This window comes from Serratia ureilytica (assembly GCF_013375155.1).
GTDB classification, from domain to species: Bacteria; Pseudomonadota; Gammaproteobacteria; order Enterobacterales; family Enterobacteriaceae; genus Serratia; species Serratia ureilytica.
The window spans coordinates 236193-255313 of record NZ_JABXOF010000010.1 but is presented as its reverse complement, the minus strand read 5'-3'; the positions used below and the strand labels follow the sequence as shown (position 1 = coordinate 255313).

Genomic DNA, 19121 nt, shown 5'->3' with positions numbered 1-19121 from the left:
GCAACAGGGAAACTTTGCATGCAACTCATCATGAGTCTGGTCGGGATGGCGGTGCTGATCGCCATTGCGGTGCTGCTCTCCAGCAACCGTCGGGCCATCAAACTGCGCACCGTGGTGTGGGCGTTCATCATTCAGGTCGGTATCGGCGCGCTGGTGCTGTACGTGCCGCTGGGCCGCAGCATCCTCGGCAGTATGTCTAACGGCGTGGCAAACGTTATCGCTTACGGCAATCAGGGCATTTCGTTCATCTTCGGCGGGCTGGTTTCCGACAAGATGTTCGAGGTGTTCGGCGGCGGCGGCTTCGTGTTCGCGCTGCGCGTCCTGCCGGTGATCGTGTTCTTCTCCTCGCTGATTGCGGTGCTGTACTACCTCGGCATCATGCAGTTGGTGATCCGCGTGCTGGGCGGCGGCCTGCACAAGTTGCTGGGCACCTCGCGCACCGAATCGCTGTCGGCGACCGCCAACATTTTCGTCGGCCAGACCGAAGCGCCGCTGGTGGTGCGTCCGTATATCGCCACCATGAGCCAGTCAGAACTGTTCGCCGTGATGTGCGGCGGCCTGGCTTCGGTGGCCGGTTCGGTGCTGGCGGGATACGCGCAGATGGGCGTGCCGCTGGAATACCTGATCGCCGCGTCCTTCATGGCCGCGCCGGGCGGGCTGCTGTTCGCCAAGCTGATGGTGCCGGAAACCGAGCAGACCCACGATAAAGACGATGCGATGAAACTGATCGCCGAAGAGGATCGTCCTGCCAACGTGATCGATGCGGCGGCTTCCGGCGCGGCTTCCGGCATGCAGCTGGCGCTGAACGTCGGCGCGATGCTGCTGGCGTTTATCGCGCTGATCGCCTTGCTCAACGGCATTCTCGGCGGCATCGGCGGCTGGTTCGATTACCCGCAGCTGTCGCTCGAGCTGATCCTCGGCTGGGTGTTCTCGCCGATCGCCTTCCTGATTGGCGTGCCGTGGAGTGAAGCGATGACCGCCGGTTCGTTTATCGGCCAGAAGATCATCGTCAATGAGTTTGTCGCCTATATGAACTTCGGCGCCTATCTGCGCCCGGACGATGTGGTGGCGGCGGAAGGCCTGCAGGTGCTGTCAACGCACACCAAGGCGATCATCTCCTTTGCGCTGTGCGGTTTCGCCAACCTCTCCTCGGTGGCGATCCTGCTGGGCGGTTTGGGCAGCATGGCACCCAACCGTCGCCATGACATCGCGCGTTTCGGTCTGAAGGCCGTGGCGGCGGGCACGCTGTCCAACCTGATGAGTGCCACCATCGCCGGCTTCTTCCTGGCGCTGTAAGCCCTCGCTGAGCCCGCGTCGGCGCGACCGATCGCGGGACTCCGCCTATACTCTAAACAACGCGGGTGCTTGCCGCATCCGCGATCTTCAGCCGCTTCTTTAGCGAATTTGTGAACGATATCGCGTTATTTTGTGATGTTCTTCACATATAATTCCGGTCTGTTACAGTGCTATTTCATATAGTGTGACGATGAACGCGAATCGCCCCCGGCATTCGTGTTCAAATAGCTATTACTGGCCGGCCGCAAGGCGGGTGGCCATGTGCGGTGAGAAGGATCTCAGTTGCCGCCGCGGGAACGCCGTTCCCCTGCGCTATCTTCATGGAACCAAGTCCGCTCGCCAACACCCAGGTACTCAGTTGGAGAGTTTTATGACCGAATTAACCGCAGCAGCGCAACGTGCGCTGAACTTGATGGATTTAACCACGCTGAACGATGATGACACCGACGAGAAAGTGATCGCCCTCTGTCGTCAGGCCAACAGCCCGGCCGGCCACACGGCGGCCATCTGCATCTACCCGCGTTTTATCCCGGTGGCGCGTAAGGCGCTGCGCGAGCAAGGCACGCCGGACATCCGTATCGCCACCGTGACCAACTTCCCGCATGGCAACGACGATATCGACATCGCGCTGGCGGAAACCCGCGCGGCCATCGCCTATGGGGCGGATGAAGTGGACGTGGTGTTCCCTTACCGCGCGCTGATCGCCGGCAACGAACAGGTCGGTTTCGAGCTGGTGAAACAGTGCAAACAGGCTTGCCAGGCGGCCAACGTGCTGCTGAAAGTGATCATCGAAACCGGTGAGCTGAAGCAGGCCGATCTGATCCGCAAGGCGTCCGAGATCGCCATCAAGGCCGGCGCCGACTTTATCAAGACCTCCACCGGCAAGGTGCCGGTCAACGCCACCCTGGAGAGCGCCGAGCTGATGATGTCAGTGATCCGCGATATGGGCGTGGCGAAGACGGTGGGCTTCAAGCCGGCCGGCGGCGTGCGCACCGCGGAAGACGCGCTGCATTATCTGCAACTTGCCGATCGTATTCTGGGCGAAGGGTGGGCCGACGCGCGGCATTTCCGCTTTGGCGCTTCCAGCCTGCTGGCCAGCTTGCTGGCCGCGCTGGGCCACCAAACCCAGACCGCCGGCGGCGGCTACTGATCGATATCGTTGGCGGGCGCCAGGCGCGCCCGTCTGCACCGACTCTCGGCGACACAGGGGGATGCCTTGTTCCTGGCTCAAGAAATTATTCGTAAAAAACGCGACGGCCAGCCGTTAAGCGAAGCGGAAATCCGCTTTTTCATCAACGGCATTCGCGACAATGTGGTGTCGGAAGGGCAGATCGCCGCGCTGGCGATGACCATTTATTTCCATGACATGAGCATGCCGGAGCGTGTGGCGCTCACCATGGCGATGCGCGATTCCGGCACCGTGCTGGACTGGAAGAGTTTGGCGCTGAACGGCCCGATCGTCGACAAGCACTCGACCGGCGGCGTGGGCGACGTGACTTCGCTGATGCTCGGCCCGATGGTGGCGGCCTGCGGCGGCTATGTGCCGATGATCTCCGGCCGCGGCCTGGGGCATACCGGCGGCACGCTGGACAAACTGGAAGCCATTCCGGGCTTCAATATTTTCCCGGACGATAACGCCTTCCGCAAAATCATTCAGGACGTCGGCGTGGCGATCATCGGCCAGACCAGCTCGCTGGCGCCGGCGGACAAGCGCTTTTACGCCACCCGCGATATCACCGCCACCGTGGATTCTATCCCGCTGATCACCGCCTCCATTCTGGCCAAGAAGCTGGCGGAAGGGTTGGATGCGCTGGTGATGGACGTGAAGGTCGGCTCCGGCGCCTTTATGCCGACCTATGCCCTGTCGCAAGATTTGGCGCAGGCGATCGTCGGCGTGGCCAACGGCGCGGGCTGCAAGACCACCGCGCTGCTGACCGACATGAATCAGGTGCTGGCTTCCAGCGCTGGCAACGCGGTGGAAGTGCGCGAAGCGGTGCGCTTCCTGACCGGCGAATACCGCAACCCGCGCCTGCTGGAAGTGACGCTGGCGCTGAGCGTAGAGATGCTGTTGTCCGGCGGCCTGGCGAAAGACGAGGCCGACGCGCGCGCCAAGCTGCAGGCGGTGCTGGATAACGGCAAGGCGGCGGAGGTGTTTGGCCGCATGGTGGCGGCGCAGCAGGGGCCAATAGACTTCGTCGAACGCTACGATAGCTATCTGCCGGCGGCAACGCTGAGCAAGCCGGTGTATGCTGAAAAGCCGGGCATCATCAGCGCCATGGATACCCGTGCGCTGGGCATGGCGGTGGTGTCGTTGGGCGGCGGCCGCCGTCGGGCGAGCGACGCCATCGATTACAGCGTCGGCCTGACCGAGATGGCGCGCCTGGGCGATACGGCGGATTCCCAGCAGCCGCTGGCGATGATCCACGCCAACGATGAAGAGAGCTGGCAGCAGGCGGCCGATGCGGTGCGCAGCGCAATGACGCTGAGCGACAAGGCGCCGGAGGCGACGCCAGTGGTGTATAAGCGCATCACTCAAGCGTGATGACCCTCGTCTTTCAAGCCGTAGCGTTGTTGGCTGCACGCGTGCACCCCAGTCACTTACTTGAGTAAGCTCCTGGGGATACACGCGCTAGCCGCCTAGCTACAACTTGAAATCCATTGGGTATAAATTTAGAGAATAAGGGCGATTGCAGTTTTGCGGTCGCAATAGCGTGAGAACACGCAGGAGAGCACAGATGAAACGCACATTTATTATGGTATTGGACTCCTTCGGCATCGGCGCCAGCGAAGACGCCGAACGTTTTGGCGATCAGGGTTCCGACACCCTGGGCCACATCGCCGAGGTTTGCGCGCGCGGTGAGGCCAACGTGGGCCGTCAGGGCCCGCTGACGCTGCCTAACCTGAGCCGTCTGGGCCTCGGCAAAGCGGCGGAAGAGTCGACCGGCAACTTCCCGCAGGGGCTGGATCGCAACGCCGACATCATCGGCGCCTACGGCTACGCCAGCGAGCTCTCTTCCGGTAAAGACACGCCGTCGGGCCACTGGGAAATCGCCGGCGTGCCGGTGCTGTTCGACTGGGGCTACTTCAAGGACGAGCACAACAGCTTCCCGCAGGCGCTGCTGGATAAGCTGGTGGAGCGCGCCAATCTGCCGGGCTACCTGGGCAACTGCCACTCATCCGGCACCGTGATCCTCGATCAGTTGGGTGAAGAGCACATGAAAACCGGCAAGCCGATTTTCTACACCTCCGCCGACTCGGTATTCCAGATCGCCTGTCACGAAGAGACCTTCGGCCTGGAGCGCCTGTATGAGCTGTGCGAAATCGCGCGTGAAGAGCTGACCGAAGGCGGTTACAACATCGGCCGCGTGATCGCGCGTCCGTTTGTCGGCGACAAGCCGGGCCACTTCCAGCGCACCGGCAATCGCCACGATCTGGCGGTAGAGCCGCCGGCGCCGACCGTGCTGAAAAAGCTGGTGGACGAGAAGGGCGGCGAAGTGGTGTCGATCGGTAAAATCGCCGACATCTATGCCAACGTCGGCATCACCAAGAAGGTGAAGGCGACCGGCATCGACGCGCTGTTCGACGCGACCCTGATCGAAATGGAAAAGGCCGGCGACAACACCATCGTGTTCACCAACTTCGTGGACTTCGACTCCTCCTACGGTCACCGTCGCGACGTGGCGGGCTACGCCGCCGCGCTGGAGCTGTTCGACCGCCGCCTGCCGGAACTGCTGAAGCTGGTGAAAGACGAAGACATCATCATCTTCACCGCTGACCACGGCTGCGATCCGACCTGGAGCGGCACCGACCACACCCGCGAGCACATCCCGGTGCTGGTTTACGGCCCGAAAGTGAAACCGGGTTCGCTGGGCCACCGCGAGACCTTCGCCGACATCGGCCAGACCGTCGCCAATTACTTTGGCCTGTCGCCGATGGATTACGGTAAGACCCTGTTCTAAGCCCTGTCTTTCAAGCCGCAGCGTTGTTAGCTTCACGCGTGAACCCCAGTCGCTTACTCAAGTAAGCTCCTGGGGATTCCCCCGCCAGCTGCCTGGCTGCAACTCGAAATTCAAGGCTTGGATGTTTGACGTTTCTATTAAATAAGATTTCTAAAGGAAGAAAATTATGGCTACGCCGCACATTAATGCTGAGATGGGTGATTTCGCTGACGTAGTACTGATGCCGGGTGACCCGCTGCGCGCAAAATACATCGCCGAAACCTTCCTGGAAGGCGCGGTGGAAGTGAACAACGTGCGCGGCATGTTGGGTTTCACCGGCACCTACAAAGGCCGCCGCATCTCCGTAATGGGCCACGGCATGGGCATTCCGTCCTGCTCCATCTACGCGCGCGAGCTGATCGCCGAATTCGGCGTGAAGAAGATCATCCGCGTGGGTTCCTGCGGCGCGGTGCGTGACGATATCAAACTGCGCGACGTGGTGATCGGCATGGGCGCGTGCACCGACTCCAAGGTGAACCGTCTGCGCTTCAAGGACAACGACTACGCGGCGATCGCCGACTTCGACATGGTGCGCAACGCGGTCGACGCGGCGGCGGCGCAGGGCATCCCGGCGCGCGTGGGCAACATCTTCTCCGCCGATCTGTTCTACACCCCGGATCCGGATATGTTCCAGGTGATGAAGAAGTACGGCATCCTGGGCGTGGAAATGGAAGCGGCCGGCATCTACGGCGTGGCGGCGGAGCTGTACGAAGAGTTCGGCTGTAAGGCGCTGACCATCTGCACCGTGTCCGACCACATCCTGCGTCACGAAGCGACCACGGCGGCGGAACGCCAGACCACCTTTAACGAAATGATCGTTATCGCGCTGGAATCCGTGCTGCTGGGCGACAAAGCGTAATACCGCGGCGGGCGTCGTCATGGCGCCCGCCCGTCAATCTATTCACTCCGCATGGCCGTTTTTGGCTAACGCTTTACCTTTCTGCCGTTTAACGCTATTACTTCCTCTATCAATCTATTCACCAATCTATTCATCTGATGCTCACCGTTGAACAAGTTTTGCGTCATGGGCCGGCCACGGCTCGTCAACTGACAGAAGCGTTGGGCATCAGTCAGCCAACGTTATCGCGCCGTCTCCGCGAACTGGCGGGTGCCGTATTGATCCTCGGTAAAGGCAGAGCGACGCGCTATGCGTTGCGACGCGGGATCGGAGGGGAGAGGCAGTTTCCGCTGTATCGGGTTGATGAACGGGGCAAGGCGCACCTGTTTGCCACGCTGTGCCCGCTGTATCCTGCGGATAACTGTGCGGTGTGCGATGAGCGCAGCGGTGAGTGGCAGCTCTATGACGGCCTGCCATGGTATCTGAATGACCTGCGGCCGATTGGCTTTCTCGGGCGAGCCTGGGGCAAAGCGGCGGCACGCGAGTTGAATTTGCCGGAGGATGTGCGGCGATGGGATGAAGGCCAACGCCTGTTGGCGCTCTGCCGTTATGGCGAAGACATGACTGGCGATTTGCTGCCTGGCGCCGACAGCTATCAGCGTTGGTTGATGCGGGATACTGCCGTCGCTGTTGCGGCGGAAGATAAAATCGAGCATTACGCCGCATTGTCTGTCCAGGCGCTGGCCGGGGAGTTGGTGGGTTCCTCCGCCGGTGGCGAACAACCCAAATTTGCCGCCTATGCTGAGCTGACGCCTGGGCATCGTGCGCATGTTTTGGTGAAGTTCAGTCTGGCGCCGACGCATGTCGTTGCACAGCGCTGGAGCGATTTGCTGATCGCCGAGTCGCTGGCGTTGCAGACGATCGCCGCTGCGGGATTGCCTGCCGCAACGGCGCAAATTCTGTTCGGTGCCGATCGGCAATGCTTTTTAGAGGTAGAGCGCTTTGATCGCATCGGCGAAGAAGGGCGGGTGGCGATGGTGTCGCTGGAGGCGCTGGATGCCGAGTTCAGCGGCAGCGGCCATGCCAACTGGGTCGTGGCGGCTAATCGGCTATTGCAGCAAGGCGTGATCGATCACTCTGCCTGCCAACGGATTGCCCTGTATTGGGCCTTTGGCCGATTGATAGCCAATAGCGATATGCACCAGGGAAATCTGTCGTTCTTGCGGCCAACGCAGCGGCCGGTCACGTTGGCGCCTTTGTACGATATGCTACCGATGGCTTTTGCCCCAGCAAGCAGCGGCAATCTGCGCCATGACGCGGTGGAGATCCGTTTGAGCAACGAGGTGAGCGGTGCTGTCTGGCGGCAAGCAGAGCTATTGGCTCTCGAGTTCTGGCGGCGAACGGCGCAACATGACGACATCAGCGAAGCCTTCCGCGCGATTGCCGAGCAAATGCTGGCGCAGCTGCAGAAGTTGCACGAACGCATTCAACGCCTGGCCTGAATTACCCCTGCTTAGGCGCTCCCTGTTTTTTCTCCGGCGCATCGTCTTCATCGTCTTCCACCGTATTGCCTTCTTCCAGTGGCGTGTTGGCGGTCAACAGGTAGGGCGACTGCTGCCAGCGGCTGCGGCGGTGTTGCAGCAGGGTACGCGCCAGAATGATGCCGATCGCCAGCGCCAGCAGGATCATCAGGCGCAGCAGGTTGGTGGTGTTGTCCACCTGCTTGGATTCGGTCGCCAGCACGTGGGTGTCGAGGGTGATGCGGATAAAGCCGATCGGGCCGTCTTTGCCCTGAATGGATTCGACCAACTGGTGGTTGAAGTAGCTGCCGGCGCGTTTGCCGTCGAGCGACAGGCGATCGCGTATACTTATCTGTTCCCCGGCGTGGGAGACCAGCGTGCCGTCCAGCTGATACACGCTGACGTCGAGAATGCGGCTGTGATCGGTGAGCTGCTTGAGGATGGCGTCGATGCGCGGATTGTTGCCGTCGTCGTCCAGCAGCGGCGCCAGGCTGTAGGCGACCTGTTTGGTCAGCGTCTGCGCCAGCTCTTCCACCTGCTCGGATCGCGCCATTTGGTGACTCAGGCTAAAATAAGAGGCGCCCTGCATCAGCAGCACCAGCAAAGCCAGGCAAATCAGGATAATAGCGGTGCGGTGCAGGCGAAATTTCAGTTTAGCGCGAGCCATGCAGGTTCCTTGGGCATCGGGGACACTTTATGTTGCCAGAACCGCTGGCGATAGGATAGCTTGATGCGTCGTTTTATCATGCAGCGTTTTTGTCCATTCAGGAGTCAATGATGTCAAACAGTCTGACCTATTGCGATCTTCCGGCGGAGATCTCTCAATGGCCGGGTCTTCCCCTTTCGCTCAGCGGCGACGAAGTGATGCCGCTGGACTACCGGGCGGGCAATACCGGGTGGCTGTTATATGGCAGGGCGCTGGACAAGGCGCGCATTACCCAATTCCAACGCAAGCTGGGCGCGGCGATGGTGATCGTCACCGCCTGGGGCGTGGACGACTATCAGGTGGTGCGGCTGGCGGGCACCTTGACGCCGCGCGCCAAGCTGCTGGCGGCGGAGAGCGGGCTGGATGTGGCGCCGCTCGGCAAAATCCCGCACCTGCGCACGCCGGGGCTGCTGGTGATGGACATGGATTCAACGGCGATCGAGATCGAGTGCATCGATGAGATCGCCAAGCTGGCGGGCGTCGGCGAGCAGGTGGCGGAAGTGACCGAACGCGCGATGCGCGGCGAGCTGGACTTTACCGCCAGCCTGCGCCAGCGCGTCGGTACGCTGAAAGGGGCCGACGCCAACATCCTTAAGCAGGTGCGCGACGAGCTGCCGCTGATGCCGGGGCTGACCAGCCTGGTGGGCAAGCTGCAGGCGATGGGCTGGCATGTGGCGATCGCCTCCGGCGGCTTCACCTACTACGCCGAATACCTGCGCAACCGGCTGCGGCTGGTGGCGGCGGCGGCCAACGAGCTGGAGATCCGCGACGGCAAGCTGACCGGCGAAGTGCTGGGGCCGATGGTGGACGCGCAGTTCAAAGCCGATACGCTGCTGCGGCTGGCGGAGAAGCTGGAGATCCCGCTGGCGCAGACCGTGGCCATCGGCGACGGCGCCAACGATTTGAAAATGATGCAGGCGGCGGGGCTGGGCATCGCCTACCACGCCAAACCGAAAGTGTATGAAAAAGCGCAGGTGGCGATCCGGCATGCGGATTTGATGGGCGTGCTGTGTATTCTCACCGGCAGCCTGAAACACGAAGTGCGATAACGAAAGATTGAGGTAAGACGTGGCAAAAGCGGCAAAACGGGCATTTGTGTGCAATGAGTGCGGGGCGGACTATCCGCGTTGGCAGGGGCAGTGCAGCGCCTGCCATGCCTGGAACACCATCACGGAAGTGCGTTTGGCCGCGTCGCCCGCTGCGGCGCGCAACGATCGCCTCAGCGGCTATGCCGGCGACGCCGGCGTCAGCAAAGTGCAGAAGCTGTCGGAAATCAGCCTTGAGGCGCTGCCGCGCTTCACCACCGGCTTTCTCGAGTTCGATCGCGTGCTGGGCGGCGGCGTGGTGCCCGGCAGCGCGATTCTGATCGGCGGCAACCCCGGCGCCGGCAAGAGCACCCTGTTGCTGCAGGTGCTGTGCAAACTGTCCGAACAGATGAAAACCCTGTACGTCACCGGCGAGGAATCGCTGCAGCAGGTGGCGATGCGCGCCCACCGTCTGGGGCTGCCGACCGGCGGCCTGAACATGCTGTCGGAAACCAGCATCGAGCAGATCTGCCTGATCGCCGAGCAGGAACAGCCGAAGCTGATGGTGATCGACTCGATTCAGGTGATGCACATGGCGGACATTCAGTCTTCGCCGGGCAGCGTGGCGCAGGTGCGGGAAACCGCCGCCTATCTGACGCGCTTCGCCAAGACGCGCGGCGTGGCGATCGTGATGGTCGGCCACGTCACCAAAGACGGCTCGCTGGCCGGGCCGAAAGTGCTGGAACACTGCATCGACTGTTCGGTGCTGCTGGACGGCGACGCCGATTCCCGCTTCCGCACCCTGCGCAGCCACAAGAACCGCTTCGGCGCGGTCAACGAGCTGGGGGTGTTCGCCATGACCGAACAGGGGCTGCGCGAAGTGAGCAACCCTTCGGCTATCTTCCTCAGCCGCGGCGACGAAGTTACCTCCGGCAGTTCGGTGATGGTGGTGTGGGAAGGCACCCGGCCGCTGCTGGTGGAGATCCAGGCGCTGGTGGATCATTCGATGATGTCCAACCCGCGCCGCGTGGCGGTGGGGCTGGAGCAGAACCGGTTGGCGATCCTGCTGGCGGTGCTGCACCGGCACGGCGGGCTGCAGATGTCGGATCAGGACGTGTTCGTCAACGTGGTCGGCGGGGTGAAGGTCAGCGAGACCAGCGCCGATCTGGCGCTGCTGATGTCGCTGGTCTCAAGCCTGCGCGATCGGCCGCTGCCGAACGATTTGGTGGTGTTCGGCGAAGTGGGGTTGGCGGGTGAGATCCGTCCGGTGCCGAGCGGCCAGGAGCGGATCGCCGAAGCGGCCAAGCACGGTTTCAAACGCGCCATCGTGCCGCACGGCAATATGCCGAAAAAGCCGCCGGCCAATATGCAGGTGTTCGGGGTCAAGAAGCTGGCGGACGCGCTGGACGTGCTGGAAGGGTTTTATTAATGTCGCCGACGGCGAGAAAGATATGCTATTTTGTTTAGCATACTAAACGGAGGTGGCCATGCCGCAATTTGATTACCTGAAGACGTCCATCAAGCAAAAGGGCTGCACGTTGCAGCAGGTGGCGGATGCCAGCGGCATGACCAAAGGCTATCTCAGCCAGCTGTTGAACGACAAGATCAAAAGCCCGAGCGCGCAAAAGCTCGAGGCGCTGCACCGTTTTCTCGGGCTTGAGTTCCCGCGCAAAGAGGTCAAAGTCGGCGTGGTGTTTGGTAAATTTTACCCGCTGCATACCGGCCACATCTATCTGATCCAGCGCGCCTGCAGCCAGGTGGATGAGCTGCACGTTATCTTGTGCCACGACGAGCCGCGCGACCGTGAGCTGTTCGAGAACAGTTCGATGTCGCAACAGCCGACGGTCAGCGATCGCCTGCGCTGGCTGCTGCAGACCTTCAAGTACCAGAAAAACATCCATATCCACTCGTTCGACGAGCAGGGCATCGAACCGTACCCGCACGGCTGGAACGTGTGGAGCGACGGCATGAAGGCCTTTATGGAACAGAAAGGCATCGTGCCGAGCTTCATCTATTCCAGCGAAGCGCAGGATGCGCCGCGCTACCGCGAGCATCTGGGCATCGAAACCATTTTGGTCGATCCCGAACGGTCGTTCATGAACATCAGCGGCAATCAGATCCGTCAGGATCCGTTCCGTTATTGGGATTACATCCCGACCGAGGTGAAACCGTTCTTCGTGCGCACCGTGGCGATCCTCGGCGGCGAGTCAAGCGGCAAATCGACGCTGGTCAACAAGCTGGCCAACATCTTCAACACCACCAGCGCCTGGGAATATGGCCGCGATTACGTGTTCTCGCACCTGGGCGGCGACGAGATGGCGCTGCAGTACTCCGACTACGACAAAATTGCCCTCGGGCAGGCGCAATACGTGGATTTCGCGGTCAAGTACGCCAACAAGGTGGCGTTTATCGATACCGATTTCGTCACCACCCAGGCGTTTTGCAAAAAGTACGAAGGGCGTGAGCATCCCTTCGTGCAGGCGCTGATCGACGAATACCGCTTCGATCTGGTGATCCTGCTGGAAAACAACACGCCGTGGGTGGCGGACGGCCTGCGCAGTCTCGGCAGCACCGCCGATCGCCTGGCGTTCCAGCGCCTGCTGGAGGAGATGCTGCGCGCCAACAACATCGAGTACGTGCACGTTGAGTCTAGCGATTACGAAGAGCGCTTCCTGCGCTGTGTCGAGCTGGTGCAACAGCTGCTGGCGGCGGACGCCGGCCGGCTGGCGAATGCGCCCGCCCAGCGCCACGCCGCAGGCTGAGAAAAATTAGCGTAATGTGCGATCGCGCGGCAGAAACGGCCGCACGGACGCACATTTAAAGGCCTGTTTAAACATGGTTCATTCGGTAGCGACTACGTTAAGGTTTTCTTTACAATAACGCTCAGAAGAAGACATGTCTTATCGCTTACTCGCTCTCTGGTTGATCTGCTATGCCGCAGCCTGGACGCTGCTGACCGTTCATCTCGATCCTACCCTGCCTTACGACGCCGTCGAGGCGCTCAATTGGGGCCTCAACGGCGAGTGGGGCTCACCGAAAAATCCTTGGTTGGTCGGTGCGGCGATGCAGCCGGCGATCTGGCTGTCGTGGCTGCCGCTGAACGTTTACTGGTACGGCGGGCACTTCATCGCCATCGCCATCGGCATGTTGGGCGTCTGGCTGCTGGCGCGACGCCTGAGCGGCAGCACTTCGCTGGCCTGGATGGCGCTGCTGACGCTCAACCTGTCCGGCATCATCAATTTCGACATCATTCCCTACAACGACAACTACCTGTTGGTGATGCTGTGGCCGTGGATGGCGCTGTTCTTCCACATGGCGATTTCCCATTCGGCCAACTGGTGGCCGGCCTTCGCGTTGGCCGCCGGTCTGGCGATGATGGCGAAGTATTCGACCTTCGCCTTCGTCTATTTCGCGGCGCTGTCGACGCTGTTCGTGCCGCAGATCCGTCGCTGCTATCGCCAACCGCAGTTCTATCTGGCGGTGGCGATCTGGCTGGCGCTGGTGTTGCCGAACGTATTCTGGCTGTGGAACCACGACTTCGCCGCCTTTAAGTGGGTGGATTCGCAGATCAAGATGCAGCTCAATCTCGACATGCTGCAGTCGCTGCTGCTGGTGTTCTATCCGTCGCTGGTGCTGTGGTGGATCCTGCGCCGCAGCGGGGCGGTGCTGGCCTGGCCGAAAGCCTTGCCGATGCGGGTGCTGCTGTGGATCTACCTGCTGCCGCTCGGCATCATTACCTTTTGGTTCTCCTTCAACGTCGGCGGCCGCTTGACCGAGTGGCTGCAGCCGTTCTTCATGCTGGCGCCCGCGCTGCTGGTTGGTTGCGTGCGTCAGCCGCCGGTGCGTTCGCTGCGGGCGGCGACTATTGGGCTGATGTGCGCGGCGCTGGCGGTCTATCTGGGGTATGCCGCGGTGATGCTGGGCAACGTGCGCAATGCCGGTCAGAAAATGGTGGGCATCAAGGCGTTCAGCGCTGGAGTGGAGCAGCTGTGGCAGGAGCGGTATGGCGTCAGTCTGCGTTACGTCGGCGGCGAATACCTGTCGCAGTGGATGACGGTGTATGCCGGTTCCCGGCCGCAAACCATTACGCGCTGGTCCAATCATACGCGGCCGAACATCTACAACGTCAACATCAGCTATCCGCAGATTGCGCAGCATGGCGTCGCCTTGTTCGGTCGGTTGGGTGAAGACTGCGCGCACAGCGACTTCGGCGGCGAACTGGCCCACTGGCCGAAGATGCGCCTCGACTGGCAGCAGACGCTGACCTTCCGCGCCGATCCGCAGAGCGACGAGCAGGTGCTGTGCGTCGGCTTTGTTCGCCCGCAGTAACGGCGGCGCAGAACGCCGCCGCGATGCGAACTCAGTAAGCGATAACCAGCTTGCCTTGCATATGGCCGCCGAGCAGCTGTTGGTGCGCGGCGGTCAGCGTGTCTACCGACAGCCCGTGCAGGGTTTCGCTCAGCGTGGTGCTCAGCTTGCCGTCGTCCAGCAGTTGCGCCACCTGCTGCAGGATCCGGCCTTGCTGCGCGATGTCCGGGGTGGTGAACATGCTGCGGGTGAACATGAATTCCCAGTGCAGCGCGGCGCTTTTCAGCTTCAGCGCGTTTTGATCCAACGGCTGCGCGTTCTCGACGATGGTGCAGATATGGCCGAGCGGCGCGATCAGTTCGGCCATCGCCGGCCAGTGGCCGTCGGTATCGTTCAGACAGAGGATGTAATCCACCTGCTCGATGCCGTGTTGCGCCAGGTTGCCCTTCAAATCGCGGTAGTCCACCACCAGGTCGGCGCCCCGCTCGCGGCACCAGGCGGCGGATTCCGGCCTGGACGCGGTGGCGATCACTTTCACCTTGCTGCGCAGCGCGGCCAGCGGAATGGCCAGCGAGCCGACCCCGCCGGCGCCGCCGATGATCAGCAGCGTCTTGTGCTCGGGCGCATCCTGAATGTTCAGGTGCTCGAACAGCGCCTCCCAGGCGGTGAGGGCGGTGAGCGGCATGGCGGCGGACTCCGCCCAGTTCAGGCTGCGCGGTTTGTGCGCGGCGATGCGAGAGTCGATCAGTTGGTGGCTGCTGTTGCTGCCGGGCCGGGTGATATCGCCGGCGTACCACACTTCATCGCCGGGCTTGAAGCCGCTGACGCCGCTGCCCACGTCCAGCACGACGCCGCTGGCGTCCCAGCCGAGGACGCGCGGCTGCTGCAGGCCGCTTTTCTGCAGACCGGCATGTACTTTGGTATCCACCGGGTTGACCGAGGCCGCTTTCACTTCCACCAGCAGATCGTACTGGCCGGGCACCGGCATCTCCGGTGAGATTTCGATGAAACCGGCGGGGTTCTGCGGGTCTACGGCAATGGCTTTTATCGACATGATTGTGCTCCTTTCAAATGATGTCCCCAGTGTAGACCCGCAGCAGTGGGGTGATAAGATGGACAATATCTAACTGAGTGTTCGTAAGAGGTGAACAATGGAGTTCAAACAGCTGCAGGACATGGCGCTGTTCGCGCTGGTGGCGGAGTGCGGCAGCTTCACCGCCGCCGCGCAGCGTGTCGGGTTGCCGAAGTCCAGCGTCAGTCAGCGCATCAGCCAGCTCGAACAGACGCTGGGGCTGCGTTTGCTCAACCGCACCACGCGCCAGCTGAACCTGACCTTCGCCGGCGAGCGCTATCTGGAACACTGCCAGGCGATGATGTCCGCCGCCGAGCGGGCCGATCTGGCGCTGCAGCGGCTGCGCGACAACCCGAGCGGCCGCCTGCGCATCTCGACGCCGGCCGGGTTGGGGGCAACCCTGGTGGCGCGGCTGGCGGCGGATTTTCAGCGCCAGTACCCGGACGTATCGCTGGAGGTGTCGGTATCCGACGCCATGGTGGATCTGGTGCAGGAAGGCTTCGACGCCGCGCTGCGCACCGGCAAGCCGCAGGATTCTTCGCTGATCGGCCGCCGCCTCGGGTATGCGCCGCGCTATCTGCTGGCTGCGCCGTCCTATCTGGCGCAGCACTCGCCGATCGAGCACCCGCAGCAGCTGCAGCAGCATCGCTGCATTGCCCACCGCGCCTGGACGGCCTGGAACCTGCGCTGCGGCGACGATTATTACCGCTGGCAGCTGCCGCTGGCGCACACCACCGACAATCTGCTGTATGCGCGCGAATGCGCTATCGCCGGCGCGGGGATCACGCTGCTGCCGGCGTTTCTCAGCCGCGAGGTGGTGGCGCAGAAGCTGTTGGTGGAGGTGTTGCCGGCCTGGCGCGCAGAAGGGAATGAACTGTATCTGGTTTACCCGAGCCGCAAGCTGAATTCCCCGGCGCTGGCCTGTTTCATCGATGTGGTATTGCAGCACTCGGCGTTTGACGACTACGCGCGCGAGCTGACGCGGGAGTAGGCCTGGCAGATGACGCCGACGCCTAATTTCTGTCGCCATCGTCCTAAAACCTTTGGCTGGAGCATGGCGCGGGCTATGCTCATGAAAGGGGCTTAGGGGGAGAGGGTATGGATCCGTTATCGGAAGTGCTTGCGCCATTGAACAGCCAGAATGCGTTTTTCGGCGGCCTGAAGGCCGGCGGCGACTGGGCCGTTCATTTTCCTGCGCCGCAGAGCGGGAAATTCAACGCGGTGGTGCGCGGCGGCTGTTGGCTGGCGGCGGAAGGGTTGGCCGAACCGCTGCGGCTGGCGGCCGGCGACTGCTTGCTGCTGACCCGCAGCCTGCCGGTCACTGTCGGCAGCGATCTGTCGCTGCCGGCGCTCGATGCTGACGTACTTTATCTGCAGGCGAAAAATGGCGTGGCGAGTTGCGGCGAGGCGGAGGATTGCCTGTTTATCGGCGGGAGTTTTACCTTCGGTGAGGAAGTGGAGCGGTTGTTGGGGAGTTTGCCGGCGTTGATGGTGATCCGAGGCGGCACCGAAGAGGCCGCCGTGTTGCAATGGGCGTTGCAGCGGCTGGCGGACGAGCTGTTAAAGCCTTCGCCGGGTAGCGCGCTGATGACGCATCATCTGGGGCAGATCATGCTGACCCAGGCGCTGCGGATTTACCTGACGGGGGAGGAGGGCGCGGCCTCCGGCTGGCTGCCCGCCTTGTTCGATCCGCGCATCGGCGCCGCGATGCAGGCAGTACACGCCGATCCTGCCCGTCGCTGGACGGTGGCGTCATTGGCCGATGCGGCGAGCGTTTCCCGTTCGACGTTGGCGCTGCGCTTCAAGCAGAAGGCGGGAATGGCGCCGCTTGAGTATGTGTCGCGTTGGCGCATGTTGCTGGCTGCGCGGGCGCTGCGTACCGGCGTTGAACCGGTATCCATCATCGCGCAACGTTTGGGGTACGATTCCGACAGCGCGTTCAGCCATGCTTTCAAGCGCGTGATGGCGTGCTCACCGCGCGATTATCGCCGGACGCGGGCATAAAAAAAGGCGCCGCATGCGGCGCCTTGGGGATTACTTGGCGATCTTTTTGTACTTGATGCGGTGCGGCTCGAGCGCATCGGCGCCCAGCGTACGCTTCTTGTACTCTTCGTACTCGGTGAAGTTGCCTTCGAAGAATTCCACCTTGCCCTCGTCCTGGTAGTCCAGGATGTGGGTGGCGATACGGTCGAGGAACCAACGGTCGTGCGAGATCACCATGGCGCAGCCTGGGAATTCCAGCAGGGCGTTTTCCAGCGCGCGCAGGGTTTCGATATCCAGGTCGTTGGTCGGTTCATCGAGCAGCAGCACGTTGCCGCCAACCTGCAGCAGCTTGGCCAGGTGCAGACGGCCACGCTCACCGCCGGACAGCTCGCCCACGCGTTTGCCCTGATCGACGCCCTTGAAGTTGAAGCGGCCGACATAGGCGCGGCTCGGCATCTCGGTGTTGCCGATGCGCATGATGTCCTGCCCGCCGGAGACTTCTTCCCACACGGTTTTCGAACCGTCCATGCTGTCGCGGAACTGATCGACGGACGCCAGCTTGACGGTATCGCCCAGCACGATGCTGCCGGAATCAGGCTGCTCCTGACCGGACATCATGCGGAACAGCGTGGATTTACCCGCGCCGTTCGGGCCGATGATGCCGACGATCGCCCCTTTCGGCACCGAGAACGACAGGTCGTCGATCAGCAGGCGGTCGCCGTAAGACTTGCGCAGGTTGCTGACTTCGACCACTTTATCGCCCAGGCGCGCGCCAGGTGGAATGAACAGTTCGTTGGTTTCGTTACGTTTTTGGTATTCGGTGTTGTTCAGCTCTTCAAAGCGGGCCAGACGGGCCTTGCCTTTGGACTGGCGGCCTTTGGCGCCCTGGCGCACCCACTCCAGCTCTTTCTCGATCGACTTGCGACGAGCGGCTTCGGCGGACGCTTCCTGCGCCAGACGCGCGTCTTTCTGCTCCAGCCAGGACGAGTAGTTGCCTTCCCACGGAATGCCTTCGCCGCGGTCCAGTTCGAGGATCCAGCCGGCCACGTTATCCAGGAAGTAGCGGTCGTGGGTGATCGCCACGACGGTGCCTTCGAAGTCGTGCAGGAAGCGTTCCAGCCAGGCCACGGACTCGGCGTCCAGGTGGTTGGTCGGTTCGTCCAGCAGCAGCATGTCCGGCTTTTCGAGCAGCAGGCGGCACAGCGCGACGCGGCGGCGTTCACCCCCGGACAGATGGGCGATTTTGGCGTCCCAGTCCGGCAGGCGCAGCGCATCGGCGGCGCGTTCCAGCTGCGCGTTGAGGTTGTGACCGTCGTGCGCCTGAATGATCTCTTCCAGGCGGCCCTGTTCCGCGGCCAGCTTGTCGAAGTCTGCGCCTTCTTCCGCGTACAGCGCGTACACTTCGTCCAGGCGTTTCAGCGCGCCGACCACTTCCGCCAGCGCTTCTTCCACCGACTCACGCACGGTGTGTTCGAGGTTAAGCTGCGGCTCCTGCGGCAGATAACCGATCTTGATGCCCGGCTGCGGGCGCGCTTCCCCTTCGATATCGGTATCGATGCCGGCCATGATGCGCAGCAGGGTGGACTTACCGGCGCCGTTCAGGCCCAGTACGCCGATTTTTGCCCCAGGGAAGAAGCTCAGGGAGATGTTTTTCAAAATATGACGCTTCGGCGGTACCACTTTGCCGACGCGGTGCATGGTATAGACGTATTGAGCCACGTTGCTCTAAGCCTCTCTATATCAGTATTTATAGGATGTCTGGCGGCATGAGTGTAGCCCGTTTCGATCTTGGATCCCAGACATCGCTCAGCGATCGCTAAGTATAACCGTTTATGCGCCGATAAAGGCGCATATTGGTGGCTTATGGCGTGACGACGATCGCGACGCGGCGGTTTTCCGCGCGGCCGCTGGAGGTGCGGTTGTCGGCGACGGGATCGCGCTTGCCCATGCCGCGGGTTTCGATATTGGCGCGCGGAATACCGACGCTGGCCAGCAGATCGGCGACCGCATCGGCGCGGCGCAGGGAGAGCTGATCGTTATAGCTGTCTTCGCCGTAGTTGTCGGTATGGCCGTCCAGACGGAACTTGGTGATGCCGACGCTCAGCAGCGCGCGGCCCATCTTCTGCACCGTCTCGGTGCTTTCCGGGTTCAGCTTGCCGATGTTGTTGCCGAACAGCACTTTATCCGACAGGCCGAATTCCCAACCGTTGTCGGTCAGTTTGAAGCCCTGCGATTGCAGCAGCGCAACCTGCTCGGGCGTCAGGCCTTGCGGCTTGCTCTGGCAACCGGCGAGCGCCAGCAGGGCGACGAACGCCATCGTCAGCAGTGAAAAACGACCTTTAAACAGTTGCTGTATCATAGTCAAAATCCCTAGT

General features: G+C 62.0%; 16 protein-coding genes. 12 read left to right on the top strand and 4 right to left on the bottom strand.

The window, feature by feature from the left end:
* The first annotated feature begins 18 nt into the window (after nt 1-18).
* From HWW83_RS19320 to yjjJ, 6 genes are all read left to right on the top strand, one after another.
* Entirely contained in the window at nt 19-1296 is a 1278-nt protein-coding gene (locus HWW83_RS19320; RefSeq protein WP_004933076.1) for a NupC/NupG family nucleoside CNT transporter, read from the top strand.
* A 370-nt stretch (nt 1297-1666) separates the two neighbouring features.
* Nucleotides 1667-2446 carry a deoxyribose-phosphate aldolase gene (gene deoC, locus HWW83_RS19315; protein ID WP_033641793.1) on the top strand — a complete coding sequence of 260 codons (780 nt, stop codon included), beginning with the start codon at nt 1667-1669 and terminating at the stop codon, nt 2444-2446.
* 66 nt (nt 2447-2512) lie between these two features.
* Entirely contained in the window at nt 2513-3838 is a 1326-nt protein-coding gene (deoA, locus tag HWW83_RS19310; RefSeq protein ID WP_033651704.1) for a thymidine phosphorylase, read from the top strand.
* Nucleotides 3839-4031: 193 nt separating this feature from the next.
* Nucleotides 4032-5255 (top strand): phosphopentomutase, encoded by a 1224-nt coding sequence (deoB, locus tag HWW83_RS19305; protein ID WP_033641795.1) that lies wholly within the window; start codon nt 4032-4034, stop codon nt 5253-5255.
* Between the two features lie 166 nt (nt 5256-5421).
* Nucleotides 5422-6153, top strand: coding sequence for a purine-nucleoside phosphorylase (gene deoD, locus HWW83_RS19300; RefSeq protein ID WP_004933059.1), 732 nt, complete (start codon nt 5422-5424; stop codon nt 6151-6153).
* Nucleotides 6154-6290: 137 nt separating this feature from the next.
* Entirely contained in the window at nt 6291-7634 is a 1344-nt protein-coding gene (gene yjjJ / locus HWW83_RS19295; protein WP_129993578.1) for a type II toxin-antitoxin system HipA family toxin YjjJ, read from the top strand.
* Between the two features lies 1 nt (nt 7635).
* Here yjjJ and HWW83_RS19290 read toward each other — a convergent pair whose 3' ends face one another.
* Nucleotides 7636-8319 (bottom strand): YtjB family periplasmic protein, encoded by a 684-nt coding sequence (locus tag HWW83_RS19290; protein WP_129993577.1) that lies wholly within the window; start codon nt 8317-8319, stop codon nt 7636-7638.
* Nucleotides 8320-8429: 110 nt separating this feature from the next.
* Here HWW83_RS19290 and serB point away from each other — a divergent pair, with 110 nt between their 5' ends.
* From serB to HWW83_RS19270, 4 genes are all read left to right on the top strand, one after another.
* Nucleotides 8430-9407: a phosphoserine phosphatase gene (gene serB / locus HWW83_RS19285; RefSeq protein WP_176589481.1), complete on the top strand. Its 978-nt coding sequence runs from the start codon at nt 8430-8432 to the stop codon at nt 9405-9407.
* Between the two features lie 19 nt (nt 9408-9426).
* Nucleotides 9427-10812 (top strand): DNA repair protein RadA, encoded by a 1386-nt coding sequence (gene radA, locus HWW83_RS19280; protein ID WP_004933048.1) that lies wholly within the window; start codon nt 9427-9429, stop codon nt 10810-10812.
* A 58-nt stretch (nt 10813-10870) separates the two neighbouring features.
* On the top strand, nt 10871-12145 hold the full coding sequence (gene nadR / locus HWW83_RS19275; RefSeq protein WP_033641798.1) for a multifunctional transcriptional regulator/nicotinamide-nucleotide adenylyltransferase/ribosylnicotinamide kinase NadR: 1275 nt from the start codon (nt 10871-10873) through the stop codon (nt 12143-12145).
* A 133-nt stretch (nt 12146-12278) separates the two neighbouring features.
* Nucleotides 12279-13712 (top strand): glycosyltransferase family 39 protein, encoded by a 1434-nt coding sequence (locus HWW83_RS19270; protein ID WP_176589480.1) that lies wholly within the window; start codon nt 12279-12281, stop codon nt 13710-13712.
* A 31-nt stretch (nt 13713-13743) separates the two neighbouring features.
* Here HWW83_RS19270 and HWW83_RS19265 read toward each other — a convergent pair whose 3' ends face one another.
* Complete coding sequence (locus tag HWW83_RS19265) at nt 13744-14745, bottom strand: zinc-binding alcohol dehydrogenase family protein (RefSeq protein WP_033641800.1); 1002 nt, start codon at nt 14743-14745, stop codon at nt 13744-13746.
* 97 nt (nt 14746-14842) lie between these two features.
* Between HWW83_RS19265 and HWW83_RS19260 the strand changes: the two genes are divergently transcribed.
* Both HWW83_RS19260 and HWW83_RS19255 read left to right on the top strand, forming a co-directional pair.
* Nucleotides 14843-15754: a LysR family transcriptional regulator gene (locus tag HWW83_RS19260; RefSeq protein ID WP_096242800.1), complete on the top strand. Its 912-nt coding sequence runs from the start codon at nt 14843-14845 to the stop codon at nt 15752-15754.
* Between the two features lie 107 nt (nt 15755-15861).
* A complete protein-coding gene (locus HWW83_RS19255; protein WP_033651700.1) occupies nt 15862-16767 on the top strand; it encodes an AraC family transcriptional regulator in 906 nt (301 codons plus the stop codon).
* A 30-nt stretch (nt 16768-16797) separates the two neighbouring features.
* Here the strand turns inward: HWW83_RS19255 and ettA are convergent, their stop codons facing one another.
* The gene (gene ettA / locus HWW83_RS19250; protein WP_025159620.1) at nt 16798-18465 is read right to left on the bottom strand and encodes an energy-dependent translational throttle protein EttA; all 1668 of its coding nucleotides are present in this window, start codon (nt 18463-18465) and stop codon (nt 16798-16800) included.
* Nucleotides 18466-18607: 142 nt separating this feature from the next.
* Nucleotides 18608-19105: an outer membrane lipoprotein YfiB gene (yfiB, locus tag HWW83_RS19245; RefSeq protein WP_033641803.1), complete on the bottom strand. Its 498-nt coding sequence runs from the start codon at nt 19103-19105 to the stop codon at nt 18608-18610.
* Nucleotides 19106-19121: the final 16 nt, after the last annotated feature.